The following is a 19,328-nucleotide window of genomic DNA, read 5'->3' on the forward strand; positions in this document are numbered from 1 at the left end:
ACATCCATCGCCCTCAATAAATTAGTCATCCAAATCATTCAATCGACCACTGATTGCGACGTCACGACACGTAAATTCAGAAGAAATTTGGAGACTTTCAATGAGAAAGACGATCGCGCTTTGCGCGGCGGCAGGATGCGTCTGCGGTGCGGCACATGCGCAGAGCAGCGTGCAGTTGTACGGGATCCTCGACGAAGGCGTCAACTACGTCAGCAACGCATCGGGCCATCCCCTCTACAGCCTCGCGAGCGGCGTGCTGAACGGCAGCCGCTGGGGCTTGCGCGTGAAGGAGGATATCGGCGGCGGCTACGGTGCGGTCGCCGTGATGGAAAACGGCTTCGACGTCAATACCGGCAAGCTCGGCCAGGGCGGTCTCGAATTCGGCCGGCAGGTCTATGTCGGGCTGTCCGGCCCGTACGGCGTCGTCACGCTCGGGCGTCAATACGATTCCGTCGTCGACTCGGTCGGCCTGCTAGAGGCGGGAGATCAGTGGGGCGGCTATCTCGCCGCCCATCCGTCCGACAACGACAACTTCAACAATACCAACCGTGTCAACAACGCGATCAAGTACACCAGCCCGGTATTTCACGGGGTGACCGCGACCGCGCTTTATTCGCTGGGCGGCGTGCCCGGCCGCACCGGACGCAACCAGATCTGGTCGGCCGGCGCCAGCTACGCGAACGGCCCGCTTTCGCTGGGCGCGGGCTACCTCAACGTCCGGAACCCGAACACGTCGTTCTACGGATCGGGCGGAACCGTCGCCGCGACGGTCAACGAAGTGCCCGGCTCGAACTTCGGCGCGTCGCCCGTGATTTCGGGGTATGCGTCGGCGCAGACGCTGCAGGTGATCGGCACGGGCGCGGCCTATACGATCGGTTCGCTGACGTTGGGCGCGACGTATTCGAATACGCAGTTCCGTCATCTCGGCGATACCACGTCGGGCCCCGTGCCCGCCGGCGGGATCAGCGGCACCGCGACATTCAACAACGCGGAGCTGAACGTGAAGTACCAGATCACACCGGCGTTGATCGTCGGCGCGAACTATGTCTATACGAAGAACAGCGGCGCCGATGCGACCGGGGGCGCCCACTACAACCAGGCGTCGGTCGGCGCCGACTACTTTCTGTCGAAGCGCACGGACGTCTACTTCGTCGGCACGTATCAGCGTGCAAGCGGAACCGATTCGACCGGCCGCAGCGCGGTCGCGTCGATCAACCAGTTGACGCCGTCGACGTCGAATCATCAGGTCGCGCTTCGCATCGCGATGCGACACAAGTTCTGACGCATCGCGGCGATTCCGGTCGTCGCGCCGATGTACCGCGCCGCACGAATCCACCGCTGACGTCCCGGCGAGCTCGTGCGGCGCACTAAGTTTTGCCTCTGCTGCGACGAGCCGGAACCGGCCGTCGACGCACGCTCGTTACAGATCCAGAACCAGCCGCGCGGATTTCGAGCGCGAACAGCACGGCAGGAACTGGTCGTTCGCCGCGCGTTCGTCGGGCGTCAGGCAGAAATCGAAATGCTCGGGCTCTCCCGCGAGCACCCGGGTCGCGCACGTGCCGCATACGCCCTGCTCGCACGACGTCTCGATCGCGATGCCGGCCTTCGCCAGTGCCCGCACGACCGATTCGTTCTTCTCGACGACGATCACCCTGCCCGAGCTGGCGATCTCGACTTCGAACCGGCCGTCCTGATCCGTCTGCCGCGCGTCTGCCGCGAATAACTCGTAATGCAGTTGCACTTCCGGCCACCCGCTCGCGCGCGCGGTGGTCAGCACCGCGTCCATGAACCCCTTCGGGCCACATACGTACAGATGCGTACCGGGCTCGGGAACAGCGAGCCGTGCCGCGATATCGAAGCGCTGGTTTTCGCCTTCGTCGTCGAAATGAACCTGCACGCGGCCGGCATAGGGCGCGTGTGCGATGTGATCGAGAAAGGCCGTGCGCGAGCGTGAGCGCGTGCAGTAGTGCATGTCGAACGGCGCATCGATGCGCGCCAGCCGCTCCGCCATGCAGAGAATCGGCGTCACGCCGATGCCGCCTGCCAGAAGCAGGCTGTGCGTCGCGTCGTGCGCGAGCACGAAGTGATTCCTCGGCGTGCCGATCGTCAGCGTGTCGCCGGCGTTCACGCGATCGTGCATGCCGGCCGATCCGCCGCGCGATTTCGGGTCGCGCAGGACGGCAATCCTGTAGCGATGATTTTCGTCAGGTGCGTTGCACACCGAATACTGGCGCGTCAGGGCATCACCTTCCAGGAGGACAAGCCAGTCGGTGCATTGTCAAGCCAGGCTTACATGTGTAGTAGCCGGGCGGCACTTGTCGATGGTGGATTCGGTTCCTACCATTTGAACCTGACAGCACGCCTCGCCGATCGAGCGACGACCTGCAGTCTCATGCAGCCAGCCATGCCAACCGATGCACGACGTGTGCTGGGGCGAACTTCGTGTCGCTGTACGACGTGCCGCCATGCGCTACCCCGGCCGTATCCGTGCTCGCACAGTCTTCCCGACGCGCGTCGAAGCGAGTCCTTGCGAGGACGCGAATCGTGCCGTCCCCCGCCACACCGGAGCCACTCATGACTACAACCCCGATCAAGACCGTCACCTACCCGAACCTCGGCTGGGACACGGCCGCCGATCTCTATTTCCCGCCGGGTTTCGACGAGGGCAAGCAGTATCCGGCCATCGTCAGCACGCACCCGATCGGCAGTTGCAAGGAGCAGACCGCCGGCAACATCTACGCGAAGGGGCTGGCCGAGGCAGGCTTCGTCGTGCTGGTGCATGACGCGAGCTTCCAGGGTGCCAGTGGCGGCCTGCCGCGTTTCATCGAAGATCCGTCGATCCGCGTGTCCGACATCCGCTTCGCGGTCGACTACCTGCAGTCGCTGCCGTATGTCGACGCGGGCCGTATCGGCGCGATCGGCGTGTGCGGCGGCGGCGCCTACACCGTGCATGCGGGCATCACGGATCACCGCATCAAGGCGCTGGTGTCGATCACCGGCGTGAACTACGGCCGACTGATCCGTGAAGGCTTCGCCAACTTCAAGCCGGTCGAGTTCCTCGAGAACATGGCCGCGATGCGTACCGCGGAGGCACAGGGCGGAGAGCGCCACGTCGCCAACCTGCTGCCCGAGTCCGTGGCCGCCGGCAAGCAGGCCGGCATCACCGACATCGACGTGCTCGAAGCCACCGAGTACTACAAGACCGCACGCGGCCAGCAGCCCAACGGCGCCACGAGCCAGCTGATGTCGTTCAGCAGCGCCGCGATGGGCTGGGATGCGTTCCTGAACGCCGAAGTGCTGCTGACCCAGCCGCTGCTGGTCGTGATCGGCGACAAGCCGGGCGGCTTCGGCGCGTATCGCGACGGCCTGGAGATCTACGGCCGCGCGGCATCGAAGGACAAGCGGATCGTCGTGGCCGAAGGCTGGTCGCACTACGACCTGTACGACAAACCCGAACCCGTCGGCATCGCGATGAAGCAGGTCGTGCCGTTCTTCAAGGAAACCCTCTAGGCATCACGGCCAGCCGCGACGCCACTCACCGGACGGGCATGGCTCACGCCCGTTTTCCATTAGTCATCCAGAATAATTTTCCATGAAATCACTGCTTTCCGGAAAGACCGCCATCATCACCGGCGCCAGCAAGGGCATCGGCCTCGCTACCGCGCAACTGTTCGCGCAGGAAGGCGCCAACGTCGTGCTGACCGCGCGCAAGCAGGCCGACCTCGACGCGGCCGTGAACGGCATCGTCGCGGCCGGCGGCAAGGCCATCGGCGTGCCGGCCGACTCGGCCGACCCGGGCGCGCCGAAGACGGTCTTCGCGCAGGCCATCGAAGCCTTCGGCCAGGTCGACATCCTGGTCAACAACGCCGGTTACGGCGACATGGTTTCCATCGAGGAATGCTCGGACGAGCACTTCGACCAGGTCGTACAGGTCAACTTCGCGGGCGTGTTCCGCTTCTGCCGCGAAGCGATCCAGCACTATCTGCCGCGCAACGAAGGGGTGATCGTGAACGTCACGTCGATCAACGGCTCGTTGCCGGTCGGCGGCGTGGCCTACACGTCGACCAAGGGCGCCGTGAACACGATGACGACCAACATCGCCGTGCGCTTCTCGGGCACCGGCATCCGCTGCAACGCGGTGGCGCCCGGCAATACCGACACGCCGATGGCCCAGGCGTGGGCGGCCGGCGAACTGCCCGGCGGCACGACGATGGTCGAATACGCGGGCAAGTATGCGAACCAGGATCTGCCCTTCACGCAGCCGGCCGACCAGGCCAACGCGATCCTCTATTTCGCCAGCGACCTGAGCCGGGCCGTAACCGGCCGCGTGCTGGTGGTGGACAACGGCGCCTACATCGGCGCATGACGGGCCCGGCCGGCGTGGCGGGAGATCGGGCGCGCCGCGTGCGCGCCGGCCCGCATGCCGGCCGACGCATCGCAATCATCGTAAAAGGAGTCATCTCGTGAAGCACGTTCTCATTCTGGGCGCAAACGGCCAGATCGCCCGCTGGGTGATCGACGCACTCGCGGCCGACAGGAACATCAGTCAGACCTTGCTCGTGCGCAACCCCAAAAATCTCGGCGATACGCCGTCGAACGCGCGGGTCGTGACCGGCGACGTGCTCGACCGGACGCTGCTGCTGAACGCGGTGCAAGGGCAGGACATCGTCTACGCGAACCTTGCCGGCGCGAACCTCGACACGCAGGCGGCGGGCGTGATCGCGGCGATGCAGGCGGCGGGCGTCAAGCGCCTCGTCTTCGTGCTGTCGCTCGGCATCTACGACGAAGTGCCCGGCAAGTTCGGCGACTGGAACAACGCGATCATCGGCGAAGACCTCAAGCCCTACCGCCGCTCGGCCGATGCGATCGAGGCGTCCGGCCTGCAGTACACGATCCTGCGCCCGGCCTGGCTGACGGACGAGGATGAAGTCGACTACGAACTCACGGGCAGGAACGAACCGTTCAAGGGCACCGTGGTGTCGCGCAAGAGCGTGGGCGACCTGATCGTGCGGATCGTCGCTTCGCCCGAATTGCACGTGGGCGAGAACCTCGGCGTCAACCGGCCCGGCAGCGACGGCGACAAGCCGTACTTCATGTAAGGGATGACACGGATGACGTTGCAGAACCTGAGCGGCAGGATCGCCGTGATTACCGGCGCGTCGAGCGGCATCGGCGAAGCCGCCGCGCGCCTGCTGGCGGCCGAAGGCATGAAGGTCGTGCTGACCGCGCGCCGGAAGGAGCGGATCGACTCGCTCGCTGCCGAACTCGGCGATGCGGCGCTTGCGGTGGCGGCAGACGTCTCCGACGCCGCCGAGGTCGCCGCGCTGTTCGACACGGTGCGCGCGCACTTCGGCGGGCTCGATCTGTTGTTCAACAACGCCGGCATGGGCATCGCCGGCGCGTTCGAACACAGCCGGCCCGATGAATGGCGTACGCAAATCGACGCCAACCTGTACGGCATGCTGCATTGCACGCACGCGGCCATTCCGTTGATGAAGGGCCGCGCGGGCGCGATGATTTCTACCGTGTCCAGCGTCGGCGGCAAGACGGGGGCACCGAACTGGGCCGTGTACTGCGCGACCAAGTTCGCGGTCGGCGGTTTTTGCGAAGGCCTGCGGCAGGAACTGGCCGGCGACGGCATCCGCGTGTCACTGATCTATCCGGGCGCCGTGCATACCGAATGGGGGCACAACGTCCCGGCCGAAGCGATGCGCGAGCGTCGCGACGCGATCGGTGCATTGCTGCCCGATGACGTCGCCCGCGCGCTGGTGTACAGCTTCGCGCAACCGCCGGGCGTGCTCGTCAATGAACTCGAGATCCGCCCTAGCCTGCAGCTCACGCTGTAGGCGCCGCGGCCGCGCCGCGACCGATGCCGCCGCCGGGTTGCCCCGCCGGCGGCATCGCTGCGTCAGGCGGCCGATCGCACGTCGCGCTGCACCGGGAACCAGCCGGTCGTCGCGTCGATGACACCCCACAGCTTGTCGGGAATCCCGAGCTGCGGCACATCGGACGGATTCAGCTGCGTATTGATCGCGGCAGCGTCGCCTCGCCGCGCATGCTCGACCCAGCCGGGGTTCATCACGAGCCCCTTGCCCACCGCCACCACCGACACGCCCAGCGCAAGCGCGGCTTCCGCCTCAGTGGGCGTCCGGATCGTGCCGGCCGCCATCAGCGGCACGCGGCCCTGCACGATGTCGGCGACGCGCTCGATCGTGCGGCGCTCGTCGCTTGCATCGAGCGGTTTCGCATTCAGCAGGTCCACCAGCGACACGTGGATATAGTCGATGCCCGCGACGATCAGGCGATCGACCAGCGTCAGCGCATCGTCGATGCGCAGCCCGTCCGCATCGGGTTCTTCCGGCGAGATCCGGTAGCCGAGCACGAATGGACGATCCGCGTGCAGCGCGATCACGCGCTTGAGTTCAGCCACCAGCGCAAGCGGGAAGCGCATCCGGTTCTCGAGCGATCCGCCCCATGCATCCGTGCGCTGATTGAAGCGCGGCGAGAAGAAATTCTGGATCAGGAAGCCGTGCGCGCCGTGCAGTTCGACGCCGTCGAAACCGGCTTCGATCGCACGTCGCGTGGTTTCGCCGAACGCGCGGATCATCTCGCCGATTTCGTCGTGGGTCAGCGCGCGGCTCTCGAGCTCGCCGCTGTTGAACGGCCCGGGCGGCGCCTTCATCGCGCTCGCGCTGACGAGCACGCCGTCCGGCACGAGCGCCGGCACCGCCTTGTTGCCCGCGTGAAAGATCTGAAGGATCGCGGGCGCCCCGCCGCTTTTCGCGGCGTCCGCCAGCTTGCGAAGGCTCGGCACGTAACGATCGTCGTGCGCCGCGAATTCGTCGGTGAAGCCGATGCCGCTTTCCGTCACGTGCGTGCAGCCGGTCAGCACCGCGCCGACGCCGTTCGCGCGGCGGCGGTAATACGCGAGTTCCTGATCGGACACCGTGCCGTCGGGATTCGACGACCAGGTGGTCATCGGCGCCATCAGCACGCGGTTGCGGAACGTGACGCCGTTGGGAAACGTGAATGGCTGGAACAGCGTCTGAAATGCCTGGGTCATGGGAATTCCTGATGGGCTGCCGCACGCAGTACGATCACGGTGCGGCATGGAGTGGAACGTGCGGCTCGACGCCGCGGTGATGTGGCGCTCGCCTCGCCGACGCCGGGCTCGCGAAACGCGGCCCGGGCCGGCGGTGCGGCGGACCTTCCTATCGTAGGGGCCGATTGGCATTACTCAAGCGCGCAAATCTGACATCAGTCGTATGCCAGACTTAACAATCGCCACCCGGGGCAACGTATCGCGGCGAAGCGGGCTCTCCCGGCGCATGTAAAGACAGGCTTAACACTGAAGTCTGTTTTAGCCCATATATCTGCATCAATTTCTTGCCTACCATGACATCACATCACCTCGTTGCCACCCACCACCGGAGTTACCCATCATGCAGAAAGTCAACTTCAAGAACCTGAACGGCCAGGGCGTCACGATTGCCGCCGTGATCCACGTTCCCGCCGGTTTCGATTCGAACGCGAAGTACCCGGCCGTCGTCGTCGCGCATCCGGGCGGCGGCGTGAAGGAACAGACGGCCGGCCTGTATGCGAAGAAGCTGGCCGAGAACGGTCTGGTCGCGATCGCGTTCGACGCGTCGTACCAAGGCGAAAGCACCGGCGAGCCGCGCCAGCTCGAGAACCCGTATATCCGCACCGAGGACGTCAGCGCGGTGGTCGACTACCTGACCACGCTGCCGTACGTCGACGCCGAGCGGATCGGCGCGATGGGGATCTGCGCGGGCGGCGGCTACGCGGCCAACGCGGCCATCAACGACCGTCGCATCAAGGCGCTCGGCACGGTCAGCGCGGTCAACATCGGTTCGATGTTCCGCAACGGCTGGGAAAACAACGTGAAGGATGCCGATGCGATCCCGTACATCGCGCACGGTTCGCAGGCACGCACCAGCGATGCGTCGGGCGCGCAGCTGGCCACGCTGCCTCTCGCGCCGATGCGCAAGGAGGACGCGCCGAACAAGGAACTGGAAGAAGCATGGGAGTACTACCATACGCCGCGCTGCGAACACCCGAACGCGCCCGGCTTCATGACCGCCCGCAGCCTCAACCAGATCATCACGTACGACGCGTATAACAAGGCCGAAGCGTTCCTCACGCAGCCGCTGCAGATCGTGGCCGGCAGCGTCGCGGGCAGCAAGTGGATGAGCGACGACCTGTTCGCCCGCGCGGCCAGCGCCGACAAGCGTTTCCATGTGGTCGAAGGCGCCAACCACATGTCGCTGTACGACATCCCGCAATACGTCGACGAGGCGGTTTCCGTGCTCGCGCCGTTCTTCAAGGGCACGCTGTAACGCGGGACGCGGCCGGTGCGCACAACCGCGCACCGCGCCGACCGCACGGACAACGAACGGATCGCCCCCTTCGCACGGCGATCCGTTCGCGCATCCCGACCACCCTGGCACAAACCTAACTACTGTTAGTATGTCGGCATGATTCATCATGCGCAGGCAACCAGGGTATGGCCAAACGATCGAAATCGAATTCCGCCGGCACGTGCGAGACGCGCGAATTGCTGATCCGTCTTGCCGCCCGCACGTTCGGCATGCAAGGCTATTCGGCCACGACCATGCGCAACATCGCCGATCAGGCCGGCATCGAGGCCGCGAGCATCTACTACCACTTCTCGTCGAAGGAAGAACTCGTCGAAGCGGTGATGGAGCAAGGCGCCTTGCACATCGTCCATCACCTGAACGCGCAACTGGATGCACTCGGCGCAGGCGCCACCGCCGAACAGCGGTTCCGCGCGGCGGTACTCGGCCAGATGCGCGGCCTCGTCATGCACGGGGATTTCGCGGTCGCCCACGGCAGGCTGCTTGGCCAGCTGCCCGACACGATTCGCGATCGGCAGGTCGTGCGGCGCGAGCGTCACCAGACGCTCTGGAACGGATTGCTGGAAGACCTGCGTGCCGAAGGCCGACTCCGCGACGACGTGGACATTCACCTCGCGCGCATCCACATCCTGGGCAGCATCAACTCGATACAGTCGTGGTTCAACCCGCAAAAGGGCTCGCTGGAGCGGATCGCCGACCAGCTTTGCACCATGTTCTTCTCCGGTGCGGGACCGGCGTCGCGCTGATTGCCGCGCGCTTCCCCGCAACCCGCAAGCGCCGTGCGCCGTGCGCCGCCTTCGAACCAGGGACCGGCGTGCGCGCCGAAGCACCACAGCGTCAGCATCTCGGTATAAACCCCAATGACGATCCCGGCGTTTGCGCATCAAACTAACTACCAGTTGTTAGGTAAAGCCTGACGCATGCATCCGCTGCCCCCATCAACACGCCGAGACAGTCATGACGACGCAGATGAAACCGATCCGTTCCTTCCTTTTCGTTCCGGGCAACAAGCCGACCTGGATCGAGAAGTCCATTCAGTCCGGCGCCGATGCGCTGATCCTCGATCTCGAGGACAGCGTGCCGCCGGCGCAGAAAGTCGAGGCGCGCGAGATCGTCCGCTCCAAGCTGGCGTGGCTGGCCGAGCAGAAACAGCGCGTCTGGGTGCGCATCAACCGCAGCGCGCACCTGTACGACTTCGACGACATCCTGGCCATCGTGAACCCGGTGGTCGAGGGCATCGTGATCTCGAAGCCGTGCGGGCCGGAAGACATCCACACCGTGGTGTCGATGCTGGCCGAAGCCGAGTACCGCGCCGGCGTCGAAGTCGGCCATACCAAGGTGATTCCGCTGCTGGAAACCGCCCGCTCGCTGCAGCTCGCGTATGAAATCGCGCAGCACGACCGGGTGCCGGCGATCGTCGGCGCGACCGCGAAGAACGCCGACGTGGCGCGCGCGCTCAAGACCGTCTGGTCGCTCGAAGGCCGCGAAACGCAGTTCCTGAAGTCGCGCATCGTGATGGCCGCGCGCGCCGCCGGCAAGCTGCCGATCGGCGGCGTGTGGCAGCAGGTGCACGACCTCGACGGGCTCAAGGTCTCGTCGGCGAACGACCGCCAGCTCGGCATGAGCGGCGAGCTGGTGCTGCATCCGTCGAACGTCGAGATCGTCAACCGCACCTACAGCCCCACCGAAGAAGAAGTCGCGTTCTACCAGGGCATGATCGACGCGCTCGACAAGGCCCAGGCGGAAGGCCGCGCATCGTGCATTTATGACGGCGAGCACATCGACATCGCCCACGCGAAAACGGCACGCGAAATCATCGCGCTCGCGCAGTCGTTCAACCGCTGATTCCGCACCCGAATACGTCAGGAGACAAAAAATGGCAGGCCTTTACTTCGAAGAATTCAAGCCCGGCATGGTGATCGAGCATGCGATCCGCCGCACGGTGACCGAGACCGACAACGTGCTGTTCTCGGCGATGACCTACAACTGCGCGCCGCTGCACATCGACGCCGAATACAGCAAGAACACGATGTACGGCCAGCGCCTCGTGAACAGCATGTTCCTGCTCGCGCTGGTGGCCGGCATCACCGTGTACGAGACCACGCTCGGCACGACGCTCGGCAATCTGGGCTTCGGCGAGATCGCGTTCCCGAAGCCGACCTTCCACGGCGACACGATCCGCGTCGAGACCGAGATCGTCGAGGCGCGCCTGTCGAAAAGCCGCACCGACTCGGGCATCGTCACCTTCAAGCACGTGGCGCGGAACCAGCGCGACGAGATCGTGTGCACGGCCGTGCGCACGGGCCTGATGATGCTGCGCCCCGCCGGCCAGGCTTGACCTCGTTTCCGCAGGAGAACCGGACATGGACTACCAACTGAGCCCCGACCAGGTCGCGATCGTCGATGCGGCGCAGAAAATCTGCGCGGACTTTCCGCTCGAATACTGGCGCAACAAGGACAAGAACCACGAATTCCCGCACGAGTTCTTCACGGCCGTCGCGAGCGGCGGCTGGCTCGGCATCTGCATGCCGGAAGACGTCGGCGGCGCGAACCTCGGCGTGACGGAAGCGGCGCTGTTCATGCGCACGGTCGCCGAATGCGGTGGCCAGGCGGCGGCGTCGACCATCCACATGAACATCTTCGGGCTGCAGCCGGTCGTGCATTTCGGCACGGACGCGCAGAAGAAGGCGTGGCTGCCGCCGTTCGCACGCGGCGAGCACAAGGCCTGTTTCGCGGTGACCGAGCCGGATACGGGCCTCGACACCACGAAGCTGAAAGTCGTCGCGAAGAAGCAGCCCGACGGCAATTACCTGATCTCGGGCAAGAAGGTCTTCATCTCGACCGCGCAGGTGGCCGATCACATGCTGATCCTCGCGCGCACCACGCCGATCGAGGAAGTGAAGAAGCACAGCGAGGGGCTGAGCCTGTTCTACACGAAGCTCGACCGCAGGTATGTCGACATCCGCGAGATCGACAAGCTCGGCCGCGCGGCGGTCGATACCAACGAGCTGTTCATCGACGACCTGCCGGTGTCGAAGGACGAGCTGATCGGCGAGGAAGGCAAGGGGCTGAGCTACATCTTCCACGGGATGAACGCCGAGCGCGTGCTGGTGGCCGTCGAGCAGGTCGGCATCGGCCGCGCGGTGCTCAACCTGGCGACGCAATATGCGAAGGAGCGCGTCGTGTTCGGCCGCCCGATCGGGCAAAACCAGGGCGTGCAGCATCCGCTCGCGCGCAACTGGGCGGAGCTGGAAGCGGCGAACCACATGATCTTCGCGGCGGCCGACCTGTACGACCGGGGGCAGCCGTGCGGCTCGGAGGCGAACGCGGCGAAGCTGCTGGCGTCCGAGGCGTGCATGAATGCGTGCCAGACGTCGATCCTCACGCACGGCGGCTTCGGCTATGCGAAGGAGTATCACGTCGAGCGGTTCATGCGCGAGGCGTGGATCGGCTACATTGCCCCTGTCACTCCGCAACTCATTCTGTCGAACATTGCCGAGCGCAAGCTCGGGTTGCCGAAGTCTTATTGAACCCGGTGATCCGCCGGGGTTTTCCCGGTTCGGGAAACGCCGGCATCGAACAGGCACGAAGAACTGTCTGCGGGCCGCGCCCGGCGCATCCGGGGCGCGCACCGGCCGCGGACCAGTTTCAGGAGACAAGCATGTCAGCTGCAAGACCGTTGGAAGGTATCCGAGTGCTCGATCTGACCGTGGCCCTGGCCGGCCCGTACGGATCGCTGCTGCTGGGTGGCATGGGCGCCGAAGTCATCCGCGTCGAATCGCCGGGCGGCGGCGACATCGCACGCAACAATCCTCCCTATGTCGGCAAGGACGGCGTCCACTTCGGCGTCAAGGGCGACGACGAGGTGTCGCTGACCATCCTCAACCGCGCGCGCAACAAGAAAAGCATCACGCTCGACCTGAAATCGGAACAGGGCAAGGCGCTGTTCATGGCGCTGGTCAAGGAATCCGACGTCGTCATCGAAAACGCCAGCGAGGGCGTGACGGCGCGGCTGGGCGTGGATTACGAGAGCGTGCGCGAGGTCAATCCGCGGATCGTCTACGCATCGATCAAGGCGTTCGGCGAACCGAGCCCGTACAAGAACCTGAAGGGCATGGACATCATCGTCCAGGCGCTGTCGGGGATCATGGACGTGACCGGTTTCGCCGACGGTCCGCCGACCCGCTCGGGCCTGCCGATCGCCGACCTGATCACGCCGCTGTACGCCGTCAACGGCATCCTCGCCGCGCTGATTCACCGTGGCCGCACCGGCGTGGGCCAGTCGGTGCAGGTGTCGATGCTCGACTGCCTGTCGTCGCTGGTGGCCGAGGAGCATTTCGACGTGTTCCTGAAGCACGGCTACTCGAAGCGCTCGGGCAATTTCCAGGACCGGCTGGTGCCGTTCGGCGTCTACGGCACGCGCGACGGTCACGTGGCGATGGTGGCGTTTCAGCCAGACTGGTTCCAGAACCTGATGGAAGCCGTGGGCCGGCCGGAGATCGTCACCGACCCGCGCTACGCGACGCGCGGCCCGCGCATGAAGCATGCGGCCGAGATCAACGCGATCATCGAGGCGTGGACGAGCCGCCACAGCACCGAGGAAGTCATCGCCGAGCTGCAGGTCAGGCGCGGCGTGCCGGCCGCGCCCGTGCGCTCGCCGCTCGACGTGCTGAAGGACCCGGTGCTGCAGGCGCGCGGCGCCGTGGTCAAGCTGGAGCACCCGGGGCTGGCCGACGTCGACGCGATGGGCATGGGCCTGCCGATCAGGCTGTCGCAGACGCCCGTGCAGTTCGACCAGCCGGCGCAGGAACTCGGCGCCGCCAACGACGAGATCTACCGGGGGCTGCTCAAGCTGTCCGACGATCGCCTGCGGCAACTGCGCGAACAGGGAGTGATCTGACCATGACCGCCGTGCCACCCCGTCGCGGCCCGCTCGCGGGCATCCGGATCGTCGAGATCGCGGGCATCGGCCCCGGGCCGCTGGCCGCGATGTTCCTGGCCGACCTGGGCGCGACCGTCATCCGCGTGGACCGCAAGGAGCCTTCGGGGCTCGGCGCGCCGCGCCCCGTCGAATTCGACCTGGGCCTGCGCAATCGCAAGTCCGTGCGCGTCGACCTGAAGGATCCCGCCGCCGTCGAGCTGGTGCTCGAGCTGATCGACCGGGCCGACGGCCTGATCGAGGGCTTTCGTCCCGGCGTGATGGAGCGCCTCGGCCTCGGCCCCGAACCGTGCCTGGCGCGCAACCCGCGCCTCGTCTACGGCCGCGTGACCGGCTGGGGGCAGGACGGCCCGCTGTCGCAGGTGGCCGGGCACGACCTGAACTACATTTCGATCACCGGCGCGCTGCATGCGATGGGCCGCGCCGGGCAGGCGCCGACGCCGCCGCTCAACGTGCTGGGCGACTATGCGGGCGGCTCGCTGTACCTGGCCTTCGGGCTGCTCGCGGGCATCCTCGAAGCGCGCGGTTCCGGGCAGGGCCAGGTGGTGGACGCCGCGATGGTCGACGGCGTGGCCTCGATCATGACGGTGACGATGGGCCTGCATGCCGCCGGCATGCTCGACAAGGCGCGCGGCACGAACCTGCTCGACACCGGCGCGCCGTTCTACGAGGTGTACGCGTGCGCCGACGGCAAGTACGTCAGCGTCGGCCCCATCGAGGGCAAGTTCTACCGGCTGCTGCTCGAACAGCTCGGGTTGCAGGACCATCCGCGGCTGCAGGCGCAGATGGACCGCGCGCAATGGCCCGACGCCAAGCAGATCCTCGCCGCGAAATTCAGGGAACGCACGCGCGACGAGTGGGCGCAACGGCTCGGCCATCTCGACGTGTGCGTGGCGCCCGTGCTCGACTTCGACGAAGCGCCCGACCATCCGCACGTGAAGGCGCGCGGTACGTTCATCGACCTGGACGGCGTCACGCATCCGGCGCCCGGCCCGCGGTTTTCGCGCACGCCCGCGGCACACCCCGAACCGCCTGCGCCGCCGACGACCGACAACGCGATCGCCGCGCTGCAGGACTGGCTGCCCGACGCGCGCATCGACGCCTTGCGCGCTCAGGGCACATTCATCTGACCGGCGGCGCACATGGCCGGCGATCGCGTCGCGCGCGCCGCACGGCGGCCGTCGGCGCACTCGCCGGTGTGTTCCCCGCGATGGTTTTCCGCTCGCGCCCGTCGCGCTCCCGAAGCGCGCGGGCCGTGCAACTGGCAAGGACGCAACCGACATGACATCGCTCTCCCCCGAACTCGCGGCGCTCGATCGCCTGACGAGCGGCCGCTCGACATGCCGCGCCTATCGACATCAGGCGCTGGATACCGAACTGATCCGCGGCATCGTCGGCATGGCGGGCCGCTCGGCCTCATGGTGCAACGTGCAGCCGTGGCAACTGGTCATCACCGAAACGCCCGAGAGCACCGAACGCTTTCGGCAGGCGCTGATCCAGCGGGTCGACGCGCATCCGGACAACGAATCGGACCTGCCCTTCCCGCCGAGCTATGAAGGCATTTACCGCGAACGGCGACGCGGCGCGGGCATTGCGCTGTATTCGGCGCTGGGCATCGGCCCGAAGGACACCGAGCGCAGCGCCGAGCAGGCATTCCGCAACTTCCGACTGTTCGACGCGCCGCACGTGGCGATCGTCACGGTGCCCGCGGAGCTGGGCCCGTATGCGCTCGTCGACGCGGGCGGCTTCGTGTCGTCGTTCCTGATCGCGGCCTATGCGCACGGCGTGGCCACCACGCCGCAGGGCGCGCTGGCGCGCCATGCCCGGTTCGTGCGCGAGTATTTCGGCATTCCCGATACGCAGCAGATGATCTGCGGCATCTCGTTCGGCTACGCGGAAGACGCGCATCCGGTCAACCGGTTCCGCACCACGCGCGCCGACGTGGACGACCTCGTGCGCTTCGCCTGAGCCGGCCGGCCGTCGCACGCGTATCGCAGCAAGGGACGAGGAGAATCGCGCATGACCGCACGCATTCACGAACTGCTGGATCGATGGCTGTCCGAGGCCCCCGGGCGCCCGTTCATCCATCTCCCCGATCGCAGCCTGAGCTACGCGGACGTCGGCGCATTGGCCGATGCGCTCGAACGCGAGCTGCGGGATGACGGCGTGCGCCGCGGCGACCGCGTGCTGGTAGTGGCCGAGAACTGCGCCGAACATGCGGCGCTGCTGATCGCGTGCAGCCGCGTCGGCGCGTGGTCGTGCGGCGTCAATGCGCGCATGGCGCCTGGCGAAGTCGACGCGTTCGCGGGCAAGGCCGATGCGCGCGTGCTGTATTTCACGTCGGGCGTGTCGCCGGCGGCGGCCGCGCATGCGGCGCGGCACGGCGGCCGCCCGTCATGCGTGAACGGCCTCGCGCGCAGCGCCGTGCTCGCGGCGCGGGTCGAACCGGAACCGCTCGCCAGCGACGTGGCGGCCGTCATCTTCACGTCCGGGACCACGGGCGCGCCCAAGGGCGTGATGATGACGCACCGCGGCGTGCTGCATTTCGCGCGGGTATCGGCCGAATCGCGCGCGCTGGGCCCCGACGATCGCGTCTACGCGTATGCGCCGATGACGCACATCTTCGGCCTCGGCACGGTGCTGCTGGCATCGCTGCACGCGGGCGCGGCACTCGAAATGCGGCCGCAATTCGAACCGGCGGAGCTGTTCGACGCGCTCGCGCACCGCCGCGTGAGCCAGGTGCAGGGGCCGCCGATGCTGTTCTCCCGGTTGCTGCGGTATTGCGCGGAGCACGGCATCGTCCGTCCCGACGCGCCCTGCCTGCGCTATCTCTACGCCGGCGCCGGGCCGCTCGACATGGCGCTCAAGCAGCAGGTCGAGGCGTTGTTCGGGCAGCCGCTGCATCACGGCTACGGCCTGTCGGAATACGCGGGCTCGCTGCACGCCACCCGCCTCGGCGAAACGAGCGGCGACACCAGCGCGGGCTACGCGTTCCCCGGCGCGGAGTTGCGCATCGTCGAGCCGGCCAGCGGCCGGACGCTGCCCGCCGGCGCACGCGGCGAGATCTGGCTGCGCGGCACGGGCCTGATGCCCGGCTATTTCCGCGACCCGCAGGCCACCGCCGACGTGATGCGCGACGGCGGCTGGTACGCATCGGGCGACCTGGGCGAGTTGCATGAAGACGGCGCGCTGTTCATCGTCGGGCGCCTCAAGGAAATGATCATCCGCTCCGGGTTCAACGTGTATCCGGGCGAAGTGGAACAGGCGCTCAACCGCTTCCCCGGCATCCTGAACTCGGCCGTCGTCGGGCACAAGGAGGCTGACGGCAACGAGGCGGTCATCGCATTCGTCGAGCTCGATGCCGCGCATCCGCCTGACGAAATCGCGTTGCGCCGGTACTTGCGCGAACAACTCGCGCCGTACAAGCATCCTGCACGCATCATCCCCGTCGACACGCTGCCGTTCAACAGCAACGGCAAGCTGATGCGGCGGCAATTGCTGGAACGGCTCTAGCCCGTACCCGTCTCCCCAGGGCGCGTTCGCGCCGATAACGGGCTTGCGCGGGGCCCTAGCCCAGCCAGCGCGCGTCGGGCCAGCACCCGTCGTCGAACGTGGTTTTCACGCAGTCGAGCAGCACGCCGACCACGCAGCGCACCGGCGCCGTGGCCTGCCGGCTGCTGGGCGCCGCCAGCACGATCGTGCGCTTGATGCCCGGGGCCGCGAGCGGCGCCGCGCACAGCGTGCCCTGCTCGACTTCCCGCGTGACGCCGACGGCCGGCAGGATCGTCCAGCCGTGGCCTTGCGCGACCAGATCCTTCTGCACGCTCAGCGCATTGGTTTCGGTGACGACCCGCAGCGTCACGTCCGCCTCGGCCGCCGCATGCTCGATCGCCGCGCGCAGGCCCTGCGGTGCGGACGGCAGGATGAACGGCTCGCTCGCGACGCGCGACAGCGCGAGCGGCCGCTTGCGCGACAGCCCGGCCGACGGCGCGGCCACCGCCCACAGGCTTTCCTCGATCAACGCCTTGACGTGCAGCGCGGGCGTTTCCTTCTGCCCGTACAGCAGCGCGGCGTCCACGTCCCCGGCTTCGAGCCAGTCCTGCAGATGACCCGCGTAGCCGATCGTGAGCCGCAGGCGGATGTGCGGGTAACGCCGAGCGACCTCGCTCGCCAGCCGCGTGGCCAGCAGATCCGACGTGCTGGCCAGCAGGCCGATGCTCACGATGCCGGCGACCGGCCCGTCGGTGGGCTGAATCTCGGCCTTGGCGCGCGCCACCTCGTTGAGGATGCGTCGCGCGTATTCGAGCATCGTCTTGCCCGACGGTGTGAGTTGCATCCCGTGACGGCCGCGCTCGAACAGCTCGGTCCCCATGTCTTCCTCGAGCAGGCGCAACTGGCGCGACACCGCCGGCTGCACGAGATTCAGCAGGCTCGACGCGCGCGTGACGTTGCCGGTTTCGGCCACGGTGACGAAGGCGCGCAGTTGCTTGAGATCCATCGCAGGGTCCTCGATACCGAAAACTGATACATCGATCAAAAAATTCTATTTTTTAACGAATCCATCAAAACTTATTATGGGCCTAACCGATGCCAATGACGAGACAGGATTCATGAGCGCCTCCATTTTTTCCGCCCCCGACCAGTACCAGGCAATCCGCGACGCCGTGCGCGGCCTGTGCAGCCAGTTCCCCGCCGAGTACCACCGCAAGATCGACGAGGAGCGCGGTTATCCCGAGGCGTTCGTCACCGCGCTCACGCAGGCCGGCTGGCTGGCCGCGCTGATTCCGCAGGAATACGACGGTCCCGGCCTGTCGATGGCGGAAGCGTCGGTCATCATGGAAGAGATCAACCGTTCCGGCGGCAATTCGGGCGCGTGCCACGGCCAGATGTACGTGATGAACACGATCGTGTTCAGCGGCACCGACGCGCAGAAACGGCGCTACCTGCCGCGCATCGCATCGGGCGAGCTGCGCGTGCAGTCGATGGGCGTGACCGAGCCCACCACCGGCAGCGATACCACCAAGCTGAAGACCACCGCCGTGAAGAAGGACGGCCGCTGGGTCATCAACGGCCAGAAAGTCTGGATCTCGCGCGTGCAGCATAGCGACCTGCTGATCCTGCTCGCGCGCACCACGCCGCTCGACCAGGTGCAGAAGAAGAGCGACGGGCTGTCGTGCTTCATCGTCGAGCTGGACAAGGCGATCGGCAACGGCCTCACCGTGCGCCCGATCCTCAACATGGTCAATCACGAGACCAACGAACTATTCTTCGACAACCTCGAACTGCCGGAAGACGCGCTGCTCGGCACCGAGGGCAAGGGCTTGAAGGTGATCTTCGACGGCCTGAACGCCGAGCGCACGCTGATCGCCGCCGAGTGCATCGGCGACGGTTACTGGTTCCTGGAGAAGGCGCGCGACTACGCGGTCGAGCGCAAGGTGTTCGGCCGCCCGATCGGGCAGAACCAGGGGATCCAGTTCCCGCTGGCCGAATCGTTCATCGAGCTGGAAGCCGCGAACCTGATGCGCTGGCGTGCGTGCGAAAAGATCGACGCGCGCCAGAACGCGGGCGTCGAGGCCAACATGGCCAAGTACCTGGCCGCGAAGGCGAGCTGGGAAGCGGCGAACGCGTGCCTGCAGACCCACGGCGGCTTCGGCTTCGCATGCGAATACGACGTCGAGCGCAAATTCCGCGAGACGCGCCTGTACCAGGTCGCGCCGATTTCCACCAACATGATTCTGGGGCACGTGGCCGAGCACGTGCTGCAACTGCCCCGTTCCTACTGATTCCCGAAGGATGTCTTTCATGAAGATTCTCGTACCCGTCAAGCGCGTGGTCGACGCGAACGTGAAGGTCGGCGTGAAGTCCGATCAATCCGGTGTCGACCTCGCGAACGTGAAGATGTCGATGAACCCGTTCGACGAAATCGCGGTGGAAGAAGCGGTGCGCCTGAAGGAAGCGGGCGTCGCGACCGAAGTGATCGCGGTATCGGTCGG

The 19,328-nt window shown here is 66.5% G+C and carries 17 protein-coding genes and 2 pseudogenes; 16 read left to right on the plus strand and 3 right to left on the minus strand.

The window, feature by feature from the left end:
* Nucleotides 1-100: 100 nt before the first annotated feature.
* Nucleotides 101-1,282 carry a porin gene (locus tag GQ56_RS0106040; protein ID WP_031397787.1) on the plus strand — a complete coding sequence of 394 codons (1,182 nt, stop codon included), beginning with the start codon at nt 101-103 and terminating at the stop codon, nt 1,280-1,282.
* Between the two features lie 138 nt (nt 1,283-1,420).
* On the opposite strand, the pseudogene GQ56_RS0106045 reads toward GQ56_RS0106040, so the two are convergent.
* Nucleotides 1,421-2,245: pseudogene (locus GQ56_RS0106045) on the minus strand (PDR/VanB family oxidoreductase); the annotation flags it as partial.
* 329 nt (nt 2,246-2,574) lie between these two features.
* Between GQ56_RS0106045 and GQ56_RS0106050 the strand changes: the two are divergent.
* The 4 genes from GQ56_RS0106050 to GQ56_RS0106065 all read left to right on the plus strand — a co-directional run bounded on the left by GQ56_RS0106050 (nt 2,575) and on the right by GQ56_RS0106065 (nt 5,846).
* Nucleotides 2,575-3,510: an alpha/beta hydrolase gene (locus tag GQ56_RS0106050; RefSeq protein ID WP_031397789.1), complete on the plus strand. Its 936-nt coding sequence runs from the start codon at nt 2,575-2,577 to the stop codon at nt 3,508-3,510.
* 82 nt (nt 3,511-3,592) lie between these two features.
* Nucleotides 3,593-4,366, plus strand: coding sequence for an SDR family NAD(P)-dependent oxidoreductase (locus tag GQ56_RS0106055; RefSeq protein WP_031397790.1), 774 nt, complete (start codon nt 3,593-3,595; stop codon nt 4,364-4,366).
* A 97-nt stretch (nt 4,367-4,463) separates the two neighbouring features.
* On the plus strand, nt 4,464-5,099 hold the full coding sequence (locus GQ56_RS0106060; protein ID WP_031397791.1) for an SDR family oxidoreductase: 636 nt from the start codon (nt 4,464-4,466) through the stop codon (nt 5,097-5,099).
* Between the two features lie 12 nt (nt 5,100-5,111).
* Entirely contained in the window at nt 5,112-5,846 is a 735-nt protein-coding gene (locus tag GQ56_RS0106065) for an SDR family oxidoreductase (RefSeq protein WP_031397792.1), read from the plus strand.
* A 62-nt stretch (nt 5,847-5,908) separates the two neighbouring features.
* On the opposite strand, the gene GQ56_RS0106070 is transcribed toward GQ56_RS0106065, so the two are convergent.
* Entirely contained in the window at nt 5,909-7,063 is a 1,155-nt protein-coding gene (locus GQ56_RS0106070; RefSeq protein WP_031397793.1) for an NADH-dependent flavin oxidoreductase, read from the minus strand.
* 379 nt (nt 7,064-7,442) lie between these two features.
* On the opposite strand from GQ56_RS0106070, the gene GQ56_RS0106075 reads away from it, so the two are divergent.
* The 9 genes from GQ56_RS0106075 (at nt 7,443) to GQ56_RS0106115 (ending at nt 16,848) form a co-directional block, all read left to right on the plus strand.
* Nucleotides 7,443-8,357: an alpha/beta hydrolase gene (locus tag GQ56_RS0106075; RefSeq protein WP_031397794.1), complete on the plus strand. Its 915-nt coding sequence runs from the start codon at nt 7,443-7,445 to the stop codon at nt 8,355-8,357.
* Between the two features lie 167 nt (nt 8,358-8,524).
* Complete coding sequence (locus GQ56_RS0106080) at nt 8,525-9,142, plus strand: TetR/AcrR family transcriptional regulator (protein WP_031397795.1); 618 nt, start codon at nt 8,525-8,527, stop codon at nt 9,140-9,142.
* Between the two features lie 211 nt (nt 9,143-9,353).
* A complete protein-coding gene (locus GQ56_RS0106085; protein WP_031397796.1) occupies nt 9,354-10,241 on the plus strand; it encodes an HpcH/HpaI aldolase/citrate lyase family protein in 888 nt (295 codons plus the stop codon).
* Nucleotides 10,242-10,272: 31 nt separating this feature from the next.
* On the plus strand, nt 10,273-10,734 hold the full coding sequence (locus GQ56_RS0106090; RefSeq protein WP_031397797.1) for a MaoC family dehydratase: 462 nt from the start codon (nt 10,273-10,275) through the stop codon (nt 10,732-10,734).
* A 25-nt stretch (nt 10,735-10,759) separates the two neighbouring features.
* Nucleotides 10,760-11,926 (plus strand): acyl-CoA dehydrogenase family protein, encoded by a 1,167-nt coding sequence (locus tag GQ56_RS0106095; protein WP_031397798.1) that lies wholly within the window; start codon nt 10,760-10,762, stop codon nt 11,924-11,926.
* A 131-nt stretch (nt 11,927-12,057) separates the two neighbouring features.
* The gene (locus tag GQ56_RS0106100) at nt 12,058-13,296 is read left to right on the plus strand and encodes a CaiB/BaiF CoA transferase family protein (RefSeq protein WP_031397799.1); all 1,239 of its coding nucleotides are present in this window, start codon (nt 12,058-12,060) and stop codon (nt 13,294-13,296) included.
* Nucleotides 13,297-13,298: 2 nt separating this feature from the next.
* Complete coding sequence (locus GQ56_RS0106105) at nt 13,299-14,465, plus strand: CaiB/BaiF CoA transferase family protein (protein ID WP_031397800.1); 1,167 nt, start codon at nt 13,299-13,301, stop codon at nt 14,463-14,465.
* A gap of 151 nt (nt 14,466-14,616) precedes the next feature.
* Nucleotides 14,617-15,303, plus strand: a complete 687-nt coding sequence (locus GQ56_RS0106110) for a nitroreductase family protein (protein WP_031397801.1) — start codon at nt 14,617-14,619, stop codon at nt 15,301-15,303.
* Nucleotides 15,304-15,354: 51 nt separating this feature from the next.
* A complete protein-coding gene (locus tag GQ56_RS0106115; RefSeq protein ID WP_031397802.1) occupies nt 15,355-16,848 on the plus strand; it encodes a class I adenylate-forming enzyme family protein in 1,494 nt (497 codons plus the stop codon).
* Between the two features lie 55 nt (nt 16,849-16,903).
* On the opposite strand, the gene GQ56_RS0106120 is transcribed toward GQ56_RS0106115, so the two are convergent.
* Nucleotides 16,904-17,833 (minus strand): LysR family transcriptional regulator, encoded by a 930-nt coding sequence (locus GQ56_RS0106120; RefSeq protein WP_031397803.1) that lies wholly within the window; start codon nt 17,831-17,833, stop codon nt 16,904-16,906.
* A gap of 112 nt (nt 17,834-17,945) precedes the next feature.
* Here GQ56_RS0106120 and GQ56_RS0106125 point away from each other — a divergent pair, with 112 nt between their 5' ends.
* Together GQ56_RS0106125 and GQ56_RS0106130 are read left to right on the plus strand one after the other, a co-directional pair.
* Complete coding sequence (locus GQ56_RS0106125) at nt 17,946-19,118, plus strand: acyl-CoA dehydrogenase family protein (RefSeq protein WP_031397804.1); 1,173 nt, start codon at nt 17,946-17,948, stop codon at nt 19,116-19,118.
* 19 nt (nt 19,119-19,137) lie between these two features.
* Nucleotides 19,138-19,328, plus strand: a pseudogene (locus tag GQ56_RS0106130) (electron transfer flavoprotein subunit beta/FixA family protein); the annotation flags it as partial.

Origin of the sequence: Burkholderia paludis (assembly GCF_000732615.1) — a bacterium.
Taxonomy (GTDB): Bacteria; Pseudomonadota; Gammaproteobacteria; order Burkholderiales; family Burkholderiaceae; genus Burkholderia; species Burkholderia paludis.